This is a genomic window from Rhizobium sp. Leaf262 (assembly GCF_001422245.1).
In the GTDB taxonomy this organism is placed as follows: Bacteria; Pseudomonadota; Alphaproteobacteria; order Rhizobiales; family Rhizobiaceae; genus Agrobacterium.
Genome location: NZ_LMMM01000001.1, coordinates 49,801 through 71,054, shown reverse-complemented (window position 1 = coordinate 71,054; position 21,254 = coordinate 49,801). Strand labels below are relative to the sequence as shown.

17 protein-coding genes are annotated in these 21,254 nt (G+C 56.3%); 7 read left to right on the top strand and 10 right to left on the bottom strand.

The features are described from left to right. The first annotated feature begins 616 nt into the window (after positions 1 to 616). On the top strand, positions 617 to 1,078 hold the full coding sequence (locus tag ASF29_RS00335; protein ID WP_062447329.1) for an Lrp/AsnC family transcriptional regulator: 462 nt from the start codon (positions 617 to 619) through the stop codon (positions 1,076 to 1,078). A 42-nt stretch (positions 1,079 to 1,120) separates the two neighbouring features. Beyond that, a complete protein-coding gene (locus tag ASF29_RS00330) occupies positions 1,121 to 2,191 on the top strand; it encodes an NAD/NADP-dependent octopine/nopaline dehydrogenase family protein (protein ID WP_062447327.1) in 1,071 nt (356 codons plus the stop codon). A 242-nt stretch (positions 2,192 to 2,433) separates the two neighbouring features. Here the strand turns inward: ASF29_RS00330 and ASF29_RS00325 are convergent, their stop codons facing one another. Then, the gene (locus ASF29_RS00325) at positions 2,434 to 3,804 is read right to left on the bottom strand and encodes an FAD/NAD(P)-binding protein (protein ID WP_062447324.1); all 1,371 of its coding nucleotides are present in this window, start codon (positions 3,802 to 3,804) and stop codon (positions 2,434 to 2,436) included. Between the two features lie 314 nt (positions 3,805 to 4,118). Here ASF29_RS00325 and repA point away from each other — a divergent pair, with 314 nt between their 5' ends. From repA to ASF29_RS00300, 5 genes are all read left to right on the top strand, one after another. Continuing rightward, complete coding sequence (repA, locus tag ASF29_RS00320; protein WP_082453317.1) at positions 4,119 to 5,333, top strand: plasmid partitioning protein RepA; 1,215 nt, start codon at positions 4,119 to 4,121, stop codon at positions 5,331 to 5,333. Continuing rightward, a complete protein-coding gene (gene repB, locus ASF29_RS00315; RefSeq protein ID WP_062447321.1) occupies positions 5,330 to 6,343 on the top strand; it encodes a plasmid partitioning protein RepB in 1,014 nt (337 codons plus the stop codon). Before repA ends, repB begins: the two co-directional genes overlap by 4 nt. A gap of 195 nt (positions 6,344 to 6,538) precedes the next feature. After that, positions 6,539 to 7,843: a plasmid replication protein RepC gene (gene repC / locus ASF29_RS00310; RefSeq protein WP_082453316.1), complete on the top strand. Its 1,305-nt coding sequence runs from the start codon at positions 6,539 to 6,541 to the stop codon at positions 7,841 to 7,843. A gap of 59 nt (positions 7,844 to 7,902) precedes the next feature. Next, on the top strand, positions 7,903 to 8,517 hold the full coding sequence (locus ASF29_RS00305) for a biliverdin-producing heme oxygenase (RefSeq protein ID WP_062447318.1): 615 nt from the start codon (positions 7,903 to 7,905) through the stop codon (positions 8,515 to 8,517). A 104-nt stretch (positions 8,518 to 8,621) separates the two neighbouring features. After that, the gene (locus ASF29_RS00300; protein WP_062447316.1) at positions 8,622 to 9,611 is read left to right on the top strand and encodes a tripartite tricarboxylate transporter substrate binding protein; all 990 of its coding nucleotides are present in this window, start codon (positions 8,622 to 8,624) and stop codon (positions 9,609 to 9,611) included. A gap of 154 nt (positions 9,612 to 9,765) precedes the next feature. Here ASF29_RS00300 and ASF29_RS00295 read toward each other — a convergent pair whose 3' ends face one another. The 9 genes from ASF29_RS00295 to ASF29_RS00255 form a co-directional block, all read right to left on the bottom strand. After that, entirely contained in the window at positions 9,766 to 10,614 is an 849-nt protein-coding gene (locus tag ASF29_RS00295) for an alpha/beta hydrolase (RefSeq protein WP_062447314.1), read from the bottom strand. Next, positions 10,602 to 12,332, bottom strand: coding sequence for a DUF885 family protein (locus ASF29_RS00290; RefSeq protein WP_062447312.1), 1,731 nt, complete (start codon positions 12,330 to 12,332; stop codon positions 10,602 to 10,604). Before ASF29_RS00290 ends, ASF29_RS00295 begins: the two co-directional genes overlap by 13 nt. A 79-nt stretch (positions 12,333 to 12,411) precedes the next feature. Beyond that, positions 12,412 to 13,917, bottom strand: coding sequence for an ABC transporter substrate-binding protein (locus ASF29_RS00285; RefSeq protein WP_062447310.1), 1,506 nt, complete (start codon positions 13,915 to 13,917; stop codon positions 12,412 to 12,414). 141 nt (positions 13,918 to 14,058) lie between these two features. After that, positions 14,059 to 16,320, bottom strand: coding sequence for a molybdopterin-dependent oxidoreductase (locus ASF29_RS00280; protein WP_062447307.1), 2,262 nt, complete (start codon positions 16,318 to 16,320; stop codon positions 14,059 to 14,061). Between the two features lie 3 nt (positions 16,321 to 16,323). Beyond that, the gene (locus tag ASF29_RS00275; RefSeq protein ID WP_062447305.1) at positions 16,324 to 17,259 is read right to left on the bottom strand and encodes an oligopeptide/dipeptide ABC transporter ATP-binding protein; all 936 of its coding nucleotides are present in this window, start codon (positions 17,257 to 17,259) and stop codon (positions 16,324 to 16,326) included. Next, positions 17,256 to 18,266, bottom strand: coding sequence for an ABC transporter ATP-binding protein (locus ASF29_RS00270; RefSeq protein ID WP_062447301.1), 1,011 nt, complete (start codon positions 18,264 to 18,266; stop codon positions 17,256 to 17,258). The genes ASF29_RS00275 and ASF29_RS00270 overlap by 4 nt, the downstream gene beginning before the upstream one ends. Before the next feature lie 8 nt (positions 18,267 to 18,274). After that, on the bottom strand, positions 18,275 to 19,459 hold the full coding sequence (locus ASF29_RS00265; RefSeq protein WP_062447298.1) for a Xaa-Pro peptidase family protein: 1,185 nt from the start codon (positions 19,457 to 19,459) through the stop codon (positions 18,275 to 18,277). Beyond that, positions 19,456 to 20,313 (bottom strand): ABC transporter permease, encoded by an 858-nt coding sequence (locus ASF29_RS00260; protein WP_062447295.1) that lies wholly within the window; start codon positions 20,311 to 20,313, stop codon positions 19,456 to 19,458. The genes ASF29_RS00265 and ASF29_RS00260 overlap by 4 nt, the downstream gene beginning before the upstream one ends. A gap of 10 nt (positions 20,314 to 20,323) precedes the next feature. Continuing rightward, complete coding sequence (locus ASF29_RS00255; protein ID WP_062448542.1) at positions 20,324 to 21,241, bottom strand: ABC transporter permease; 918 nt, start codon at positions 21,239 to 21,241, stop codon at positions 20,324 to 20,326. Positions 21,242 to 21,254 lie beyond the last annotated feature (13 nt).

The following is a 21,254-nucleotide window of genomic DNA, read 5'->3' as shown; positions in this document are numbered from 1 at the left end:
TATCGGAATCGCAACGCCGCTTACCGGTGTCGCACAGTGTCTCGCGTCGAATGGACCATCAAGGCAGCATCGACGTAAAGCAGCATCGTGCATTTCAGGCCGAGACAGGCCTGGCACCCTGCTTTTGTCACCAGAACGATATCTTGGAAATCAAAGGTGCGCATTACCACATCTGCCCGATTCAGACTTCTTGGCCGCACATTCCGCCCCTGCCTCGCTGTGCATCTGTAAGGGCGACCCCACTTTCCCGAAGAATAATTCTGATCCGACCATACACTTCAAATTCTACCCTCTATTCTTTCACGACCACAACAATACGAAGCCATGATCGCGAATGTCATGCTTTTTTATCGCGCAAACCTCAGTTTCCATGCAACTTCATCCTATTAAAACCAACTATAATAGTTAGAATTTACGCTCTATCCATTAACGGCAAAAAATATGACTAATGCATATTTTGTCATCACCGTTGCAAAAAGCAACTATTTAAAGCAATCATGCGGATAAGCGGCCATTGTCACGCCATTTGGCTGAAGCAGAGTTAATTGACATTCGCGCAACAAACTCTGGAATACGCGGGTTGGGCGTTCTTATAGATTGTCGCTTGGAGCATTCCATGTTCGATCACATAGACCGTAAGATCATCGAAATCCTCCAGCAAAACGCGGAAAAGTCCGTCGTTGATATCGCAAACGAAGTCGGATTGTCGCACACGCCGTGTTGGCGGCGGATCAAGCGGATGGAAGACATGGGGCTGATCCGAAGCCGCGTCGCGTTGATCGACAGGCGGATGGCCAATGTGCCCATGACCGTTTTCATTTCCGTAAAAGTTCCTCGCCACACAACGACGTGGCTGGATAGTTTCCGAAAGGAAATAAGAGACATACCGGAAATTTTGGAAGCCTACCGCCTGACCGGAGATGCCGACTATTTGTTGCGGACGGTCGTTCCAGACATTGACGTCTACGATCAGGTCTACAAAAATCTCATCAGCCGCGTGGAGTTTTCGGATCTCAGTTCCTCCATAGCCATGGAAGAAATGAAATTCACGACGGCACTCCCGACCAAATACATGTAACAGACAATCATCGGCCAACCGATGACCATTGAAGGAAAAGACATGCGCATCAGCATCCTCGGAGCCGGATCTATAGCTTTTGGAATGGCGGCCTATCTCGCTAAAGAGGGTCACGACCCGATGCTTTGGTCTCCGTCCGGCGAAGGAGCAAAAGCACTGGCAGCCGGCGAGGCATTGGAGGCGACCGGCTCGTTCGAACACAAGAGCCAGGTTAGGGTCGCCAAGAACTGCGCCGAAGCCATAGACACGGCTGATGTCGTGATCATCGCCATGCCGGGCTACGGGCATCGCGCAGCCTTTGATGCCGCTGCACCATCTCTAAAATCGCATCAGCATGTCATCATCAGTTCCCACTGCTCGTTTGGCGCTCTTTATCTGTCCAAGCGTCTCGCGGAGCGCGGCGTGCAATTGCCGATCTCCGTCTGGGGAACGACGTTGCTGACCGCGCGCCAGCAAAGCGAAACCTCCGTCAAGATCAACACCGTTCGTCAGAAGGTCGACATCGCGACATTGCCACAATCGGCAATCGATCAAGGTCTGGCACTCTGCACCAAGCTGTTCGGCGACCGCTTCGTCGCACGCGATGGTCTTCTGGCTATAGCGCTCAGCAATCTCAATCCGCAAAACCATCTGGGCATTGCGCTCCTGAACCTGACGAGAATGGAAAAAGGGGAGGCGTGGGGACAAGGCGAACACGTAACCCCAGCAGTGGGAAGCGTTATCGAATCCCTTGACGCAGAGCGTTTGGCCATTGCCGAAACGTTCGGGCTTTCAGTTCGCACCGTCTTCGAACACTTCTCGCTGTCGTTTCATGTCCCCATGGGAAGCGTCTCTGAAATGAACCAGCAGATGCACAGCGAAGGCAGGGGCGGCATGGGGCCGTCGACCATCGACAGCCGCTATATTTTCGAGGACGTGCCGTTTGGTCTTGTTCCAACCGCCCTTCTGGGGCGCATGACCGGCAAACCTGCAGTGTTGCATGAAGCGGGAACAACGCTGCTGGCGGCAGCAACGGGACGCGATCTTTCCGCAGAAAACGATCTTCTGCCGGAACTTGCGCTATCGGACATGACGCTCGATCAACTCAAGCGGCTCTGCGCTGATGGCTTCTGATCATAATCTGTCATGATACCAGAGAGGCCGATGCAGTTTGCCGCGGCCTCTCGACAGATTTCGCAATCCCAGCTCCGTCGATAGTTCAGAACCGCGACGTACAGCGTCGGTTTCGCGGCTCAGAAGCTAAAAACACCGCAAGTATAGAAACCTGATTTGATTGACAAAATACCATCCAATGAAAACCAACCCGCAGTTTTCTTTCAACACCTAGTATGGTTGATTTTTTGATGTCCGGACGCTCAGGATGTCTTCTTTGACATCAACTTGGAAATCGATTCGGCGACTTCTCGAGTCTGGTTTCTTATGTCGGGTACAGCAGTAATTTCCCAAAACTGCCCGGCTGTCAAGGCTCCTACAGCGAACAACGCAGCATGCGTGTTTCCTTCAACTGTTAGCAGTCGGGACGTTTCGTCGACGCGGACACCCAGTCCAAGGGGATCGGTGTCGAGCATTTGCCGGTTGACCATATCCTGCAACAAGGGGGAATGGCCGATGCCAGCGCGTTCCATGCCTGTACAATTCACCAGCCAGTCAAAACTCAAAATCTTCTCATTGGACGTTCCCCGCTGCCGGAAAACGAGCTCATTGCCCTGCTCTGCCCGTGAGATTTTAGACACGAACCCCGCATGAACGGTCACAGTGCCGTCCTTGATCAGGCGATCGAATTGCCGGTACACCTGTGGCGCAACTCGGTGCCGATGAATGTTCCACCACGCCAGCCCATGTCGGAGAAACCTTGATCGCTGTTCTTGGGTCAATCCCTGCCACAAGGTCTGCGTCTCGTGGCGAAGCCCGTCCATCACGCCGCGCCATTCACTGCCTGACCGAACTTGCGTGCGAAGATCGAATAGCAAGTGGCTCAGCCCCATTCGCTTATCTCTAAAGCGTGGCTCCACCGGGTCGACCGGAACGGCACTATGGGAATGCGGTACCAAGCCTCGACGTGAGACTACATGGATCTGCCCCCTATGACCGCGATCACGCAAAGACAGCACTTGGTCGATCATCGTCAATCCGGACCCCAGGATCACAACCGTATCGTCAATGCCGACACGCGACAGCCAACCCATTCGCCAGGGATTTCTCACCACACGTCTCAACAGCCCCATGTCCGCGTCGGAAGTTAGCCGCGGCAAACTGGCGGTTCCAACACCGAGACACAAGGCAACGGCGGAAGCCGTCAATTCTCTTCCGTCATTCAATCTGAACACGGTCTCGTCGTCACCGCAGCCGTAACAGGAAATAGCTTTGGCCTTAACGAAGTCCACCCGCGCCCGGTGATGTTGGCTGCGCAAAAGGGACGCAAGCGTGTCACGAAGATAAAGGCCATAGTCGTGGCGAGACGCGAAGCCGCTACCGGTGACGTCACGACCTTTCCTGGCCAACCACTCCATAAAGTCACCCGGCCTATCCGAGAACGCGCTCATTCTCGCCGCCGGCACATTCAGCCGATGTAGATGCAGTTCGGTGCGATAGGCGGTTCCTCGGCCGAAGGCTGAGTCGTCGCCGACGATGGCGATTGACGAATTGCTCGGCAAACATTGCAACAGATTCGTGACCAGACTGATCGCGGAAAAACCCGAGCCTACTACGGCGACGTCATACTTCACTGAGACACTCCAATCATTAAAGTCGGCAGAGAAAACCCTATCTCCAGCAGAAAGGCAAACTGAAGCTTTTCTAATTTCATTTCACTAGCGGCGTTAGATGCCTGTGCGTCAAATGCTGTTAGCCGCGGCTAACTTCGAAAATATCGCGCTCATTCACGCGAAAAATCGGTCTTAGCCAGCTGAAAAGATTCATGTTTGGTGGTTGCGAATGCCTATTGCGCCAAAAAGAGAATCGGCGCTTATATCTCAGTTGCGGAAAAAACCGATTTCAGCGGAAAATAACGCAACTGATCCAACAAGTGGAAAACCCTGATATGACTCAAAGTGCCGATCTGAAATCTGCTGAGAAAGCGCCCGACCTGACGGGGCTTATCCTTCAGCATTCGGCCGCGCTGTCGGCACAGCTTCAAGCGCACAACGCAAACACCTTCGCACCACTTGCTGAAAAAAGCATGCGAAATTTCTCGCCTTCCGAAACGGCTAAGCTGATTGGCATCGGAGAAGCCTATCTCCGACAGATCGCTGCCGAACAGCCGGAACTGAACGCATCACAAACCGGCGGCCGTCGCAGCTACTCCGTGGACGACATTCATGTCATCCGCAAGTTTCTTGACCAGGGCGCACGGGGAACACGACGCTACCTGCCGCACCGCCGCGAAGGCGAAGAGCTTCAGGTCATCGCGGTCATGAATTTCAAAGGCGGCTCCGGCAAGACCACAACGTCGGCCCACCTTGCGCAATATCTCGCACTTAGGGGATACCGAGTTCTCGCGGTCGATCTTGATCCACAGGCTAGTCTTTCGGCTCTGTTCGGACATCAGCCTGAACTGGATGTTGGACCGAATGAGACACTGTATGGCGCTATTCGTTACGACAGCGAGCAGCGGCCCATCGCCGAGATCGTCCGTGGAACCTACATTCCCGATCTCCACATCATCCCTGGCAATCTCGAACTGATGGAGTTTGAGCATGACACGCCGAGGGCTTTGATGCGTCGAGCACCGGGCGATACCTTGTTCTTCGCTCGCATTGGACAGGCTATTGCACAGGCGCAAAACTTTTATGACGTCGTCGTCATCGACTGCCCGCCGCAGCTGGGTTATCTCACCCTGTCTGCCTTGACGGCTGCCACATCGGTTCTCGTTACCGTTCATCCGCAAATGCTCGACGTGATGTCCATGAACCAATTTCTGGCCATGACCGGTGATCTCCTTGCAGAGATCGGTCGTGCCGGAGCGCGTTCCGATTATCACTGGATGCGTTATCTCGTCACCCGCTTCGAACCCAGCGACGGTCCACAAAACCAGATGGTCGCTTTCCTGCGCTCCATCTTCGGCGAACATGTGCTGAACCATCCGATGCTGAAGACAACAGCCGTGTCCGATGCGGGTTTGACCAACCAAACGCTGTTTGAAGTGGAGCGTACACAGTTCACGCGATCAACTTATGACCGTGCGCTGGAATCCATGACGAATGTGAATGCTGAAATAGAAGGCTTGATCAAGAAAGCCTGGGGTAGGGCCGTATGAGCAGAAAAGAAATCTTCGCCAATCTGGGCGGCAAGAACACTGACAATACAGAAGCGCCTGTCGAACGGGCGCGTCCGCGTATCCGCCCAATTCTCGGGTCCCCGGAATTGGTGACGGATGTCATCAATTCACCCGTCGGCATGATCGGACAGTCTCTCAACGAAGTCTCCGAGCGCTCCAAGCGTGCAGAAGAAATCGAGCGTAAACTTGCCGAAGGGCTGACCATTGTCGCGCTCGATCCGGCAGATGTCGATCCGTCTTTCATTCCAGACCGCATGCCTTCGTCTCTCGAGGCGGATGTCGGACTGGTGGAAGCAATCCGCGAGCAGGGGCAACAGGTTCCGATCCTTGTTCGCCCTCACCCGGATCATCCCGGTCGTTATCAGGTGGCCTTCGGTCATCGTCGCCTGCGTGCTGTAGCCGAAATCGGCATCCCCGTTCGTGCCGTCGTCCGCAATCTTACCGACGAACAGTTGGTCGTGGCTCAGGGCCAGGAAAATAACGAACGTCGTGACCTCAGTTATATTGAAAAAGCGCGTTTCGCTCAGAAGCTTCAGATGCGTTTCCCGCGCGAGACCATCATGGCTGCGATGTCGCTATATAAGGGTGACCTCTCCAACATGCTGTCGGTTGTCGGGCGCATCCCCGATGACATCGTCGACAGCATCGGCCCCGCTCCCGGCGTCGGGCGACGCAACTGGATGGATCTTGCAGAACAGCTGTCCTCATCCAAGGTCAATGATGCCGCACGTGCCTATCTGCGTGACGAGAGTGTTGCCCGTTTACCGTCCGAAGAGCGCTTCAAGTCTATTCTGGAGTTTTTGAAACCGAAGGCAGAGCCAAAGAAGACGGGCGTCCTAGCCACCCAAAACGGTCAGAAACTCGCAAAGATCGTCGAGTCCGATCATAGGGTCGATATCTCAATTGATCGCCGTCAGGCGCCAGAGTTTGCAGCCTTTGTCCTTGATCACTTACAGGCGCTGTTTGAAGAGCATCGCTCCAAGCAGTGAACTGAGTTCAACCAACTGAAACTTTAACAGGAGCAGCAAGCCCAAAAGAAAAAAGCCCCCGCACGTTGCCGCACGGAAGCCTTTCTTTGATCTAAGCACCCAAAGAATCTCATTTCCGCGAATCATAGTCAAGAGTCTTGGCATCGAAATTTCTTCGGTGGGCGATTTTCTTTTGCCTTTTTGAAGGTGAAAGACATGAATAGCGATAATTTAGCGACGCCTTTCGGGCGGCGGGGGATGTCCCTTGGCCGTCTGGCAAGTCAGTTCGCATCGAAAGTGATTGATCCCAATCGATCGATCGATAAATGGAAGGTGTTTCGTGCGACCTGCGAAGCCCGTCCGCTACTTGGCGTGAGTGACCGATCTCTCGCGGTCCTCAACGCGCTCATCAGTTTTTATCCGCACACGGAACTGTCCGAAGAAAACGGACTGGTCGTGTTTCCATCAAACCAACAGCTTTCTCTTCGTGCCCACGGTATGCCGGAGCAAACTCTGCGCCGTCATCTCTCCGCTCTGGTCGATGCTGGTCTGATCCTGCGAAAGGACAGCCCCAATGGAAAGCGTTATGCCCGCAAAGATCGCAACGGCGAAATAAGCGACGCATACGGTTTTTCCCTCGCTCCATTGATTACCCGTGCCGACGAAATCCAGGCATTGGCCCAGCAGGTCATCGAGGCTCGCTTGCAGCTTCAGAGATTGCGGGAAAAAATCAGCCTGTGCAGACGCGATATCGTGAAGTTTGCCGAAATCGCGCTTGAGGAACAGGCAGATGGAGACTGGGAACTCTTTCAGCAACGTTACTTCTCGGCAAAATCCATGCTGGATCGCAAGGCTAAGGCACCCCATCTCACCTTGATCCTCGATTATTTGACCAGCCTGCGCGACGATATGGCTAACCAATTGGAAAAACATATAGAAACAAAAAAAATAAGCGCCAATGCCTATCAAAATGAGCGGCTTATACAGAGTTCAGAATCCGAATCCATTTTTGAACCGGAGCATGTGGATAACGCAACGAAGACAGTAGATATCACCTCCGTCTCGACCAGTGATGCAGATGAAAAAGTGAAAGAGGTCACGATCACGAAAGATTCCAGCAGCTATCAGAGAGACAGTTTCGATCTTCAAACCGTCATCAAGGCATGCCCAGAAATATCGCTTTATGGACCAAATGGCGCTGTAGGAAGCTGGCAGGAACTCAAACAGGCGACCAATGTTGTTAAAAACATGCTTTCAATCAGCCATTCGGCTTATCAAGAGGCAGAAAAGACATTGGGAGCACAGGCTACAAACACAATCATAGCGTGTATTTTGGAGAGATCGGCGACAATTCAATCTCCGGGGGGATACCTGCGCAGCCTTACGGAAAAAGCATTGGCAGGCAAATTCTCCATCAAACCGATGCTTATGGCCCTATTGAAGGTGCAGATGGTCTCAAAGAACGATTTGACCAGTGGACGAACACAGATCATGAACTATGCTTTCGCAGGGCAGCATTAATCTTGACTCCGATCTGAAAGATTTCTATGCCCGCTAAAACGACGATAACGAGGAATGACATGACCGTTGCCCCTTTGGCCGAGACCCCACTGGCGATCGAGCCCAGCAGAACAAAACGCCTGAAGGCAGCGACCCGCCAGGCGCATGAGGAACTCGATGGCTTCATCATGTCTGCCAAGCCTTTCGAAAGCCGGGAGAATTTCGGCAAATTCGTCAAAACACAACATTTGTTTCACAGTGACCTCGATGCTTTTTTCTCGAATGAAACACTCGACGCCTTGCTGCCGGATTTAAAGGGTCGCAGACGCCTAGATTTCATTGCCCAGGACCTTCAGGATCTCGGCCTCGGTCAGCCAGAGACACCGGCCGCCCGTTTTCAGGCGAACGATCAGGATTTTGACCTGCCCGAGGCGTTGGGATGGCTCTATGTCGTCGAAGGATCGAACCTCGGCGCCGCGTTCCTGCTCAAAGATGCAGCCAAGCTCGGTCTGGATGAAACCTTCGGAGCACGCCATCTGGCCGGAGCACCGGAAGGCCGCGGTCTGCATTGGCGCACATTCGTTGCAGCGCTTGATGCTGTCCCCTTGGATCAGGATGAAGAAGACCGCGCCATAGCCGGTGCCGAGGCTGCTTTCCGGGCCGTCCATGAGTATGCGAAGCGGATGATGATCTGAGGCTTGGTGTCAAACCGAGCGCAGTGTGCGGAAGGCGACTTGCTCTCAGGTCCGGTTGGGCTACTATGGCGCGGTGGCGGGGAGGCCACTCCACAGGAGGTTCAATGACGCATCGATCTATCACACGGCGTACCGCTCTGGCGCTTGCCGCATCTGCAGTCTCACTTTTTTCGCTAGGCAATCCTGCACAGGCACAGAATTTTCCCGATAGGGTGATAACGCTGGTCGTTCCATTTGCGGCAGGCGGTTCTACGGATGTCGTTGCACGCGTTATCGCGCAGAAAATGGGTGACGATCTCGGTCAGCAGGTCGTCGTTGAAAATATCGCCGGCGCGGGTGGCAATCTGGGTGCCGATCGGGTCGCAAGAGCGGAGCCGGATGGATACACCGTCCTCATGGGCACCGTCGCCACACACGCCCTTAATCCTCTGATTCTCAAGACAAAGCCCTACGATCCCGAAAAAGACTTTGCGCCGATTTCATTGCTTGTGGTCGTGCCCAATGTCCTGGTCGTCAATCCGAAACTTCCCGTCAATACGGTGGCAGAACTGGTGGCTCTTTTGAAGGCGGAGCCCGATAAATACGCCTATGCCTCTTCCGGTAATGGCACGCCGCTTCATCTTTCCGGCGAGTTGTTCAAAAGCATGGCGGGCGTCAGCATGCAGCACGTGCCCTATAAGGGGTCTGGACCGGCTCTCAACGATCTTCTCGGAAATCAGGTTTCGATCATGTTCGACAACCTGCCGTCCTCATCAGGGCACATCAAATCGGGCACATTGCGCGCACTCGGGGTCACCACCAAGGAACGGGCGTCATCCTTCCCCGATGTACCGACCATTGCGGAAACCGTGCCGGGTTATGAGACATATACCTGGAACGCGCTCTTTGCGCCTGCGGGCACCCCGCCAGAAGCGATAGACCGCCTGAACGCTGCTGCCAAAAAAGCCTTGGCAGACCCTAGCGTCGCCGCACGCATGGCGGATTTCAGCGCCCAGATCGTGGGTTCCAGCCCCGAAGAGCTCAAAACGCATGTGTCCCAGGAAATTGCGAAATGGGGTCCTGTGGTCAAGGACGCTAACATACAGATGGACTGATCTGGCAGAGGCTTGTGAACCTGATCAACGGTCAGCCCAAATTTTTTGGGCTGACCTGCGCAGAGGAAAGCGGATATAGCGGCTTAGAAGCGTCTCTAGGGCTCTTCACCACTACGGTTTGGCAGAATTTCAAACCCTCAGTGCCATAAAGAATTCAAGCGTCATCCGCCGTTCGCCCGAGAAAGTCGCGAATTGCCGAAATGACGTGTTCATGCGCCTCGACATGGACCGAGTGATTGGCATTGGGAACCTCAAGCAGCTCACCATTTTGAACGCTTTCGGCGATCAGGCGCGAATGGTTTGGCGGGCAAATCCAGTCCTGTGCACCACAAATGACCAGCGTCGGCACTGAAATCTCCTTCAAACGGTCACGTAGGTCGTAGAGCTTTTCCTTGAACAGGGCATTATGCGTTTCTGCGTGGAGATGCATCGTGCGGGTGCGCTCAAGCGCAGCATCGGGATCGAATTTTTCGTAGTAGAGCGGCTGTAGAGCCAGCCAGATCAGCCGAAGTTCTGTATCGTCTATCACCCTGTCGGAAAACATCTTGTCGAGCATGTCCAGCGATGCGCTCGGCGCCTTGTGGATGCGTTCCTTGAAGACGACCATCGCATCATCCTCGTGATGATAGCTTGCAGCCGTTCCGCGGAGGATAAGGCGAGAGAGATTTTGGCCGTATTTGATCGCATAGGTAAGTGCGATCATGCCCCCGAAAGAGCCGCCTTCGAGAATGATCTTTCTGCCATCGCACAGGTTGACGCGAAATGCCTCGACATCGTCTGCCAGTTGCTCGAACGTATAGGGTGGCGTCAGGCTGGTTTCACCGCATCCGCGCTGGTCATAGGCGATGACCCGGTAGCGATCCGAAAGAACCCTATAGGCTTTGAACTCGCTTTTGCGGTCACCGATACCGCGACCGCCATGCAGGGCGATGATCGTTTCGGCGTTTGGATCGCCGGCTTCGTCGTAGACGAAGGTGGCTCCGTTCAGCGTTACTGTCGGCATGAGATATCCTCTGTCTTTTGTGCTTCAGGCTTTGCCTGGCTGTCGAGATGCTCAGTGATCATCCGGTCGATACTGTCTTCGACCACGGTCATCGGAACCGGGCCCAGTGCCAGAATCCGGTCATGAAAAGCGCTGATGTCAAAAGCTTGGCCAAGCATGCGCTCAGACTTTTCGCGTGCGCGCTCAATGGTCATCATGCCCAGATAATAGCCCAGAGCCTGACCGGGCCAACTGATATAGCGCGTAAGTTCAGCCTCTATGACCGGCATGGGCAGGCCAGTCTTTTCAGCCATATAGTCGCGCGCGCGGTCGTAACTCCAGCCCTTGGCATGGACGCCGACATCCACGACCATGCGTACGGCCCTGAGTGTCAGCAGGCTCCACATGCCGAACAGTTCGTAAGGCGTTTCGTATATGCCCATCTCGACGCCAAGCCGCTTTTCGCAATAAAGCGCCCATGCATTTCCATAGGCAATGCCGTAGGTCTGCGCGCGAAAAGGTGGGCGTGACAGGTTCTCGGCAGCAAGAGACATTTGGAAACAATGGCCCGGCACGGCCTCGTGCAATGTCAGCACAGGCAGGAGGTAGAGCGGCCGGGATGCCAGATCGAAGGTGTTGAGCAGGTAAAGCCCTGGCGCACCGGTACCCATCGGATAATTGGGCGCGATATTGTCCGGCACCGCCTCGATGGCGAAGCGGCGGCGGGGCAGAACGTCGAAAAACCGGTCGAGCTTCGCTTCGACCCTTTTCGTGATCCATGCAGCCCGCATCAGCAGATCCTGCGGTGAGGTTGGATAAAATTGCTGCTCGGATTTCAGGAATACCAGAAACTCTGCAAGTAACCCATCGAAACCACTTTCGCGAACGGTCGCCAACATGTGGGCGTTACAGCTTTCGACCTCTGCGAGCCCCAATCGGTAAATCTCATCGGGAGACATTTCGAGCGTCGTGAATTCACGCACCTTGGCACGATAATAGGCAGGCCCGTCTGGAAGTTCCGCAGCGGCGATTTTCGTCATCGCGTTGGGCGCGTAGACGTCACGCATGAAGGTGAGAAGTCGCCCATAAGCAGGCATCACAGCCTCACTGATCGCCGTTCTCGCTTTTTGAACAAGCTCGCGCCGAACCTCGATCGGTACGGTTCGTGGGATCGTATGGAAGGGCCGAAAATAATCGGTTTGCTCGGGCGTCTGCGTCAATACGGCTTCGATGGTGCGAATGACTGCCGGCATGATGATCTTAGGCTGGCTGAAACCCCGTTCCAGACCACGCTTCATATTTGCGGTTGCCTCGTCGAAGTAACGTGGCAAGTCGTACATCATGTGGATGGCATCACGATATTTGTGTTCGTGGTCGAAACTCTCTTCGCGGATGGAAGCTGCGGTGTCATCCCAAAAGCTGGTGAAAGCATTGAATGGCCGCTCGTAGTCTCGGTATAGCTGGGACAGGCGTAGCGCTTCCACCTGCTGGCGCAGCACAAGTTGGTCCTCGCGTCCAGTCGGCGAGAGCGCATGACCATTCAGTACGTCGAGTTCGCCGATGATGGCCGTCCAGAAGGCCAGTTTTTCCGCCTGACTGGCCGGATCCAATTTGGGAAGCGCGCTTTTGAGCGGCACATGGGCCCCGAGTTCCCGCACCATATGCTGACGTCGGAACGACCACTCGCGCGCGGCGATATCGGTGAGTGTCCGGTCGGCAGGAAAATCGACAGTGGGCATGGCATTTCCGGGACATATCTTGGCCACCTGAAACCGGTGGCAAGGAGGCGCTCCGCGCTAACGCGAAGCGCCAGTTTGTTTAGTTGGAAGCTGGCTTCATGTCGAAGGCGCGAACCCAATCGTCGCCACGGGCTGCCCAGGTGATCTTCTTCGACAGGCCGTAGGTCGTCGGCTGCGTGTAAAGGAAGAGGGCAGGCGCCTCGTCACACATGATTTCGGTCGCCTTTTTGTAGGCTTCCAGACGCTTGGCCTTGTCCATGGTGGAACGGCCATCGGTCAACGCTTTGCCGAAATCGGCATTGTCCCAATAGGCATACATGTTGCCGGGCGCAAAGAGTGTCAGAAGACCGTCGGCATCGATGGTCGGCCATGCCTGACTGAGAAGGCTCATGCGACCGAGATCCTTGGCCTTCAGATACTTGTCCATATAGGTGCTGAACTGCATCTCGGTGATCTTCGTCTTCACGCCGATCTCTTCAAGCTGGCTTGCAACCGCCTGAACCACTTCCTCGCCGTTCAGGTAAGTGCCTGTCGGTACTTCCAATTCGATCGGTTCTTCAGGTGCTCCACCTGCCTCTTCCAGTAACTCCGCCGCCTTATCGGGGTCATAGGGGTAAGATTTGAGGTCAGGGTTGAAACCGAAATAGCTCTTCGATGTGACCTGGCAATGCGCGACTTCCGCCTGGTCATTGAAGATCGCCTTGACGATGCCTTCCTTATCGACAGCATAATTCAGTGCCTGACGCAGCAGCTTGTTATCGAGCGGAGCTTTGAGCGTGTTGAATTTGATGAACACGGTGCGTGTGCTCGGCACGGCGCCCGCCTGGGCATTGCCGCTAGTCTTGATACGCTCGATCTCGGTGGTCGGGATGGAGTTGATGAAATCGACTTCACCCGCCAAAAGGGCAGCAACGCGGCTTGCCGCGTCTGGGATGACACGGATGACGTATTTGTCGAAGGCGGGTTTTTCGCCCCAATATTTCGGATTGGCTTCCAGCGTGATGCTGTCGCCTGCCTTGACCGACGATATCACATATGGTCCGCCCGAGGCCGTTTCCGTTGCCGGTTTGTGTTCGGCGGCCCATTTGGGCGGCAACAGGAAAAACATCGAGAGCTGATCGATCAAGGCCGGGTAGGGGGAGCTGGTCTTGATTTCGATTTCGGTCGGGCTGACGACCTTCACATCGCTGATCAGCGTGAACCACGCCTTGATGCGGGCATTGACGGCGGGATCACGGACGCGGTCGAAATTCCACTTCACCGCTTCCGCATCGATCTTTTCACCATCGGTGAAGCTGGCGTCGGAGCGCAGCTTGATGCGCCATGTCAGATCATCGACATTGCTCCACTCCGTGGCGAGCGAAGGCGCAATCTTTAGATCGGGTCCCCGCAGGACCAGCGAAGGATAGATGTGGCTAAGTAGGCTGAGATCGGTGCCGACCGAAGCGGTCATATGCGGATCGAACGTATTCATCATATTCGTCACGGCAATCGTCAGGGTCTTTTCCTGCGCCAGCGCGGTGGATGATATCAGTGCGGCGAATGATGCGGCGGCCACGGCCGCCATGGGTAGTCTGCTTTTCATATTCCATCTCCTAGTGATCATAATTATCTTTTCTTTTCATGCAGTTGTATAAGATTTCAAGAAATCGGCTTCCGTGGAATGCACATCTTTTAGAAAGCATTTCGAAATTACCGATGCCGCGAAAACCGGTGCCATGATCGGTCATGCAGCCTCCCGCCCGATCCGTTTCCACAAACGAACCGAAACCAGGCAGGAATTCGGCGCGGTGGCCTGCGACAGGGTAGAGGCAGGTGCGATGTCGGTGAGCGTGTTCGGGTTGCCGCCCTGATCGACGCCCTCTGCATCCGGGGAGTACCGACTTCCTGTCGGCAGCACGATCACACCCGGCATCAGGCCGGTATCCACGGCCAGCGCTGCCACCAAACGGCCACGGTCGTTATAGATTTCGCAGAGGTCCCCGTCGCGTAACCCAAGGCGGGCAGCATCGGCGGAACTCAGCGAAAACTGTTCGGCACCATGGCGTTTTGCGCTCTGGCTTGCTGGTCCAAGCTCCAACTGGCCATGAAGACGGTGGGCTGGTTGCGGCGAAAGAAGATGCAATCCGTGTTTTTTTGCAAGCGGTGCACCAAGCCATTCCGCAGGCGGCATCCACACCGGATGGCCCGGCATGTCGTCATATCCGAATGCCGCAATTGCCTCCGAGCCAATCTCGATGCGACCACTCGGGGTCTTCAGCGGCGCTGAACGAGGGTCGTTTGCAAACCGGCGAAAATGATCTGCCGGTGCCGGTGCGTCCGCGCCTTCGTCAAGCGCGGCAAAGCCACGGTCTTGGAAGGATGGAAAATCCGGTAGTTCCGGGTACCGATCGCGATATCCATCGTAGATTTTGACCAGCCATTCATCAATGTACAGCCCGCCATCAAACTCTGAACGAAAACCGAGCCGATCGGCGACCAGCCCATAAAATTCGTGGTCGCTGAGAATGCCGTTTGGCGGCTGTACCACGCGACGGCTGTAGACGAGCCAGTTGTCGCGAGAGGATGCGGCGATGTCATCGCGTTCGAACGGAAGGGCGGATGGCAGAACGATATCGGCCATCTGCGCCGTCGCCGTCCACATCGGTTCGGAAACGATGATGGTCTCCGGCCTTTGAAATGCCTGTCTCAACCGGTTGAGGTCCTGATGGTGATGGAACGGGTTGCCTCCTGCCCACCAGATCAGCCTGATGTCAGGCAGGGTAAGCACGCGTCCGTCGTAATCCATCGTGCCGCCGGGATTTTCGAGAAGCTCGGTAATGCGCGCAACGGGAATATATTGTCTGACGGGATTGTGGCCCTGATCGAAAGCAGGGCCTTTCAGACGCCGTACGGGCTGGCCGACGGAATTGACGGCGGTGAGGCCGAAGGCAAAGCCGCAGCCAGCCTTGCCGACGTGACCTGCCATGCAGGCAAGCGCGATTGCCGTCCAGAAGGGCTGTTCGCCGAACTGCGCCCGCTGCAACGACCAGGCGACATTGATGAGGCTCGGCTGATGATTCAGGTTCTTGGCGATCGCCACGATCGCATCCATGGGGACGCCTGAAATGGATGAGGCCCATGCGGCATCCTTGGCAACACCGTCGATCTTACCGGTCAGATAAGTCTCAAGCTCCGAAAACCCGACTGTACAGCGGGTCAGGAAACTGCGGTCCAGCAGGCCGTGCACAAGCAGCGTGTGGCACATGCCGAGCATGACTGCAGCATCGGTATTGGGGCGAAGCGGAATGTGTCGGACATTTTTTCCAGCGGGCGCGTCGCTGGCTGCGGGGCTGAAGATGACGATCTCGGTCCCTTGCTCCTGACAGCGCTTCAGCCATTCGGCAGCGCGATGGCTACCGGTGCCGCCCGCTTCCACCTGTGTGTTGGTCAGGCGAAAGCCACCGAAGGCAACCAGTAGATCGCAATGGTCGGCGATGTCGTTCCATGATGGCGAAGTATCGCAGGCATCCTTGTAATCTGCGCCAAGCACATGAGGCAGCAGCACGCCAGCCGCGCCATAGGAATAGGTATTGACCGAAGACGTAAAACCGCCTGCAAGATTGAGCAGGCGTTTGAGCTGGCTTTGCGCGTGATGAAACCGGCCAGCACTCGCCCAACCATAAGAACCGCCGAAGATAGCCTGATTGCCATGGATCGATGACACGCGCCGAACTTCGTCTGCGACCAGATTCGCGGCCTTATCCCAGCTGACCGTCACGAATTCATCATTGCCACGCCACCTGCCGGTACCAGCAAGCGGACCGCTTTCCAGCCACGACCTGCGTATCATTGGCGCTCGAACCCGCTGCAGATGATCGGCCAGCGCCAGATATCCAAGCCCCATCTCCGAGGGGGCAGGATCGTGTCGAAACGGCAAAAGGCGGGGTTTGCCATGCGCATCCTCAGCGACTTCATAGGTACCGAAATGCGTGGCGAAGAGGTGCATCGCTCAGCTCCGTAACACGAAGTGACCGCCACCGAGCGGCTGCAGTTGCGCCGTCTCGGACGGCAGATTGGTCCCGACATCGAACGTGATCGGCTTGCGGCTACGCTCGATATCGGGGTCTGGCACTGGAATGGCCGACAGCAACGCCTGTGTGTAGGGGTGTTGCGGGTTAGCGAAAATGGCCTCACATGGTCCGATCTCGACGATGCGACCTCGCAGCATGACAGCGACGCGGTGGCAGAGGTAACGGATCATCGACAGATCATGGGCAATGAAGAGATAGGTCAGCCCCAGCTCATCCCGTAAATCCTGAAACAGATTGACGATCTGTGCCTGGATCGAGACATCGAGCGCCGTGATCGGCTCATCGGCGACGATGAAAGCCGGGTCTAGCGCAATCGCCCGGGCGATGTTAACGCGCTGGCGTTGCCCACCGGAAAATTCATGCGGATAGCGTTTCATGAAGGACGGATCGAGACTGACTTTCTTGAAAAGACCAGCAACCCGGTCCTGCCTTTCGCTGCGATTGCCGCTCAGGCCATGCACGTCGAGAGGTTCGGCAACAAATTCCCCCACCGTCATGCGCGGATTAAGCGAGGCGTAGGGATCCTGAAAGATGATCTGCATGTCACGCCGGTAAGGTTTCAGCAGCGACTTGGAAAGGCCGGTGATATTTTGCCCCTTGAAGAGAATGTCGCCGCCGCTCGGTGCTTCCAGTTGCAGCAGGATGCGACCAGTCGTGCTCTTGCCCGAACCGGATTCGCCGACGAGCCCGAGTGTTTCGCCCGGTGCGATATCGAAACTCACATCGTTCACGGCCTTCAGTATCGGCGCATTGCCGCCCAGAAAACGCTTCTCGCCGCCATAGAGCTTGCTGAGGTTGCGAACGGAAACAAGAGACTGCGCCGCTGCGGCAGGGGAAAGCGATATATCACTCATGGCTGGACCTCCTGCTTGGCAAGGTCAGCCTTCAGGTCGTACCAGGCGGCGACTTTGTGGCCCGGCTCGCTTCCCACTACATCCACCAGCGGCGGCACCTGCTCGAAACAACGCGGTGTAGCGAAAGGGTTGCGGGGCGCGAAGGGGTCCCCCACAGGCGGCTTGCTCATATCGGGCGGGGTGCCGGGGATCTGATAGAGCCTGTTGATACCGCGTTTGCCGCCATGCGGCAGCGATTTCAGCAGCCCCCAGGTATAGGCGCTGCGCGGATCGTGGAAGACAGGGCGAACCGGGCCGCGCTCCATGATGCGGCCGCCATACATGACCTGAACCGTATCGGCGAGACCGGCAACAACCCCCATGTCGTGTGTTATCCAGATGACCGTCGTACCGATGCGGCGCTTGAGATCACGCACCAGATCGAGGATTTGCGCCTGCACGGTGACATCAAGCGCGGTCGTTGCTTCGTCGGCGATCAGCAGTTTCGGATTGCAGGAAATGCCGATGGCGATCATCACGCGCTGGCGCATACCGCCGGAAAACTCGTGCGGGTATTGTGTTGCCCGGCGAGCGGCATCGGGAATGCCAACCAGTTCGAGCAGTTCGACCACACGGGCGCGCGCAGCCGCTGCCGACATTCCAAAGTGCCGCCGCAACGGTTCGGCAATTTGCCGCTCGATGGTCAGAACCGGATTGAGCGAGGTCATAGGGTCCTGAAAAACGAAACCGATTTCCCGCCCGCGCACCTCGAAAAGGTCGCGTTTGGACAGTGTCAGCAGGTTACGACCTCTGAACAGAACCTCACCACCCACGATACGACCGGGCGGCGATGCAATCAGACCGACCATGGACAGCGCGTGCACACTCTTGCCCGAACCGGATTCCCCGACGATGCCCAGGGTCTCACCCTCTTCCAGCGTATAGGAGACGTCATTGACGGCGTGCACCGTGCCGGACGGCGTGTCGAATGCGACAGTCAGATTGCGGACTTCGAGCAATGGCGCCATGTCTGCCCCTAGACCTCCAGATAGCCGCCAGCCGAGCGGGTGAGATATTCGCGTCCGTCTTCAGTGATGAGAACCGTGTCGGAAATCTGCGTTGCGCACATACCAGGCACGCGGATATTGGGTTCGAAGGTGAACAGCATGCCCGGCTCAAGCACCAGAGACGATGCTGCATCGAGCGATGAATGCTCGTGCGCTCCAAGCCCTATCCCATGGCCGATACGGCCTGGAATATTTGCTCCATAACCACGTGCCTGCAGCCCCTCACGGGTCTTTTCGAAAAGATCCTTGTAAGGCGTGCCGGGCTTGATCAGACGGTCGACCTCTTCGCGTATCTCCAAGATGGCGTCGAGGGCGCGGCGGTTGGCATCTGGCAATGGACCCATGGCGATGGTCCGCTCGTTTTCCGCATGGATGCCGTTGGCGATCGTCCAGATCAGAACGGAGACGGCCTCGCCGCGTTGCGGTTTGCGCTGGGTGGGATTGTCGCAATTGAAGAACATGCGAGGTCCCGACAGGACCCAAGTCGCCATACCGTTCTGCACGCCACCTTCCAGAGAGCCGAAATCGGCAACCTCGACATCGGGATATTCCGCGGCCCATAGCGTGTTCATCGCGTGCATGGAAGCGATGGCGACCTCGCGTTCGCTACCACCTGAGGCCAGAGTGGATACGGCCGTATCCATGCCAAGGTCGGCAAGACGGGCGGCAATGCGCGCATGTGCGATTTCGTCCGGGTCTTTGATCAGTCTGCACTGGTCGATCAGGTGACTGGCATCCGCAAAATGCGAATCCGGCAGAGCTGCACGCAGCTGCTTCATGCGATGGATGGATATGAATTCTTCCTCGATGCCGACGGTTTTTCCGGCAAGCCCGAGATCCCCGAGAATGGAGGCCAATGCATCCTGCCAGTTCGGTCCCATCGTGATCTTCGTGGACCAGGAACCGTAGAGCCGGATATCGGGAACCCAGGCGCTGGCACGTCCATGATCGTCGCGAAGCGCGTGTACGAGCATGATCGGATCATGATCACGCGTCAGGATCGCGATGACCGGATGCGAATAGATGATCGGGTTGAAGCCGGTAAAATAAAAGCTGTTTTCCGGCTTGAAGGATACGATCACGTCGATGCCATGTCTGGCCATCCCGGCTTTCAGACGTCCGACGCGTGGCGGCAGGGTGTGGTTTTGGGTCATCGCATAGTCCTCAATTTCGGATCAAAATAGTCGCGCAGCCAGTCACCCAGAAGGTTGATGCTGAGCACGGTCAGCACGATGGCGACACCGGGGAAAGTGACGATCCACCAGGCCGTCGAGATATAGACCCTGCCATCGGCCAGCATGCGGCCCCAGCTTGGGTTCGGTGGCTGTACGCCAAGGCCGAGGAAGGAGAGTGCCGCATCCATGATGATGATGCGCGCAAGTTCCAACGTGGCGATGACCAGCACGGGCGTCATGACGTTGGGCAGAAGATGTTTGATCATGATGCGCCATGTTCCAGCGCCTATCGCATGGGCGGACAGAATGAATTCGCGCTCGCGCAGGGCCAGAACCTGGCCGCGGATGATACGGGCGTAACGCAGCCAGCTGGTCAGCGCCAGGACGATGATCAGGTTGCGCGTCGATGGTCCGAGGGCAGCCACGACCAGAAGTGCAAGCAGCATCAGAGGCAAAGCCAGCTGAATGTCGACGACACGCATCAGGATGCGGTCAACGATACCACGATAATAACCGGCGACGATGCCAAGCAGAGTCCCGACGATGCCGCCGAGTACGACGGAGGCCGCAGCAATTGCCAACGTGATGCGGCTGCCATGAATGATGCGGGAGAGAATATCGCGTCCAAGTTCGTCGGTGCCCAACGGGTGCGCCCCGGGCGAAAAAATGCCTGTCCAGGTCGGTTCGGCCATGCGGGCAACAAGATTGGACCGCGTCGGTGACGGCAGACCAAGATAGGGCGCAAACAGTGCCGCCAGGACGAAAACGATCACCAGCAGAAAACCGAACAGACCGGCGCGGCTTTTGATGAGGGCGAGGAAGAAAGATTTCATGGCACCGCTCCTATCGTCGACGAATACGGGGATCGAGAACCCCGTACAGGAGATCGACCAGCAGGTTGACCACGATGAAGATGGCGGCGATCAGAGCCACACCCGCCTGAATGACCGGAAAATCCTGCGATTGGATCGCCTGCATGATGACGCGACCGACGCCCGGCCATGCGAATACCGTCTCGATAACCACCGAACCGCCAAGAAGCTCACCTGCAATGATGCCGATCATGGTGACGACCGGGATCAGCGCATTACGCGCGATATGCCAGAAGAATACTGTGCGCGGCAAAAGACCCTTTGCCCGCGCCGTGCGGACGTAATCCTCTCGCATGATGTCCAGAAGCGATGAGCGCAGCAAACGAGCAATCGAGGCTGAGACGAAGACGGACAGGGTCAATCCCGGCAATACCAGATGGGCCCATGTCCCGGCACCACCCGTGGGGAACCAGCCCAGATCGACCGCAAAGATCAGGATGAGCATGATGCCGAGCCAGAAAACCGGCGTCGCCTGACCCAGAAGGGCAGCCACCATCACGATGAGTTCCGAAATCGTCCCGCGCTTCAATGCCGCGATCGCGCCGCAAACCGCACCGATGATGGAGCCGAACACCAAAGCAGTACCGGCAAGAAGTGCCGTGTCCGGCATACGCTCCAGCACGATATCCATTGCGGGCCGTCCCTGCTGGAACGACATGCCGAAGTCACCCCGCAGCATGGACAGAAGCGACACGACATATTGTTCGATGATCGGCCTGTCGAGCCCGAGCGCGGTGCGGATCGTATCGATATCCTGTTGGCTGGCACCCACCGGCACCAGCAGCACGGCGGGATCGCCGAGGACACGACTGACGAAGAACACGATCGTCACCACCCCCCAAATGGCGAGCGCGGCCTCGGCCAGCTTGACGAGAAGGTAACGGCTCACAGCGTCGCTCCAG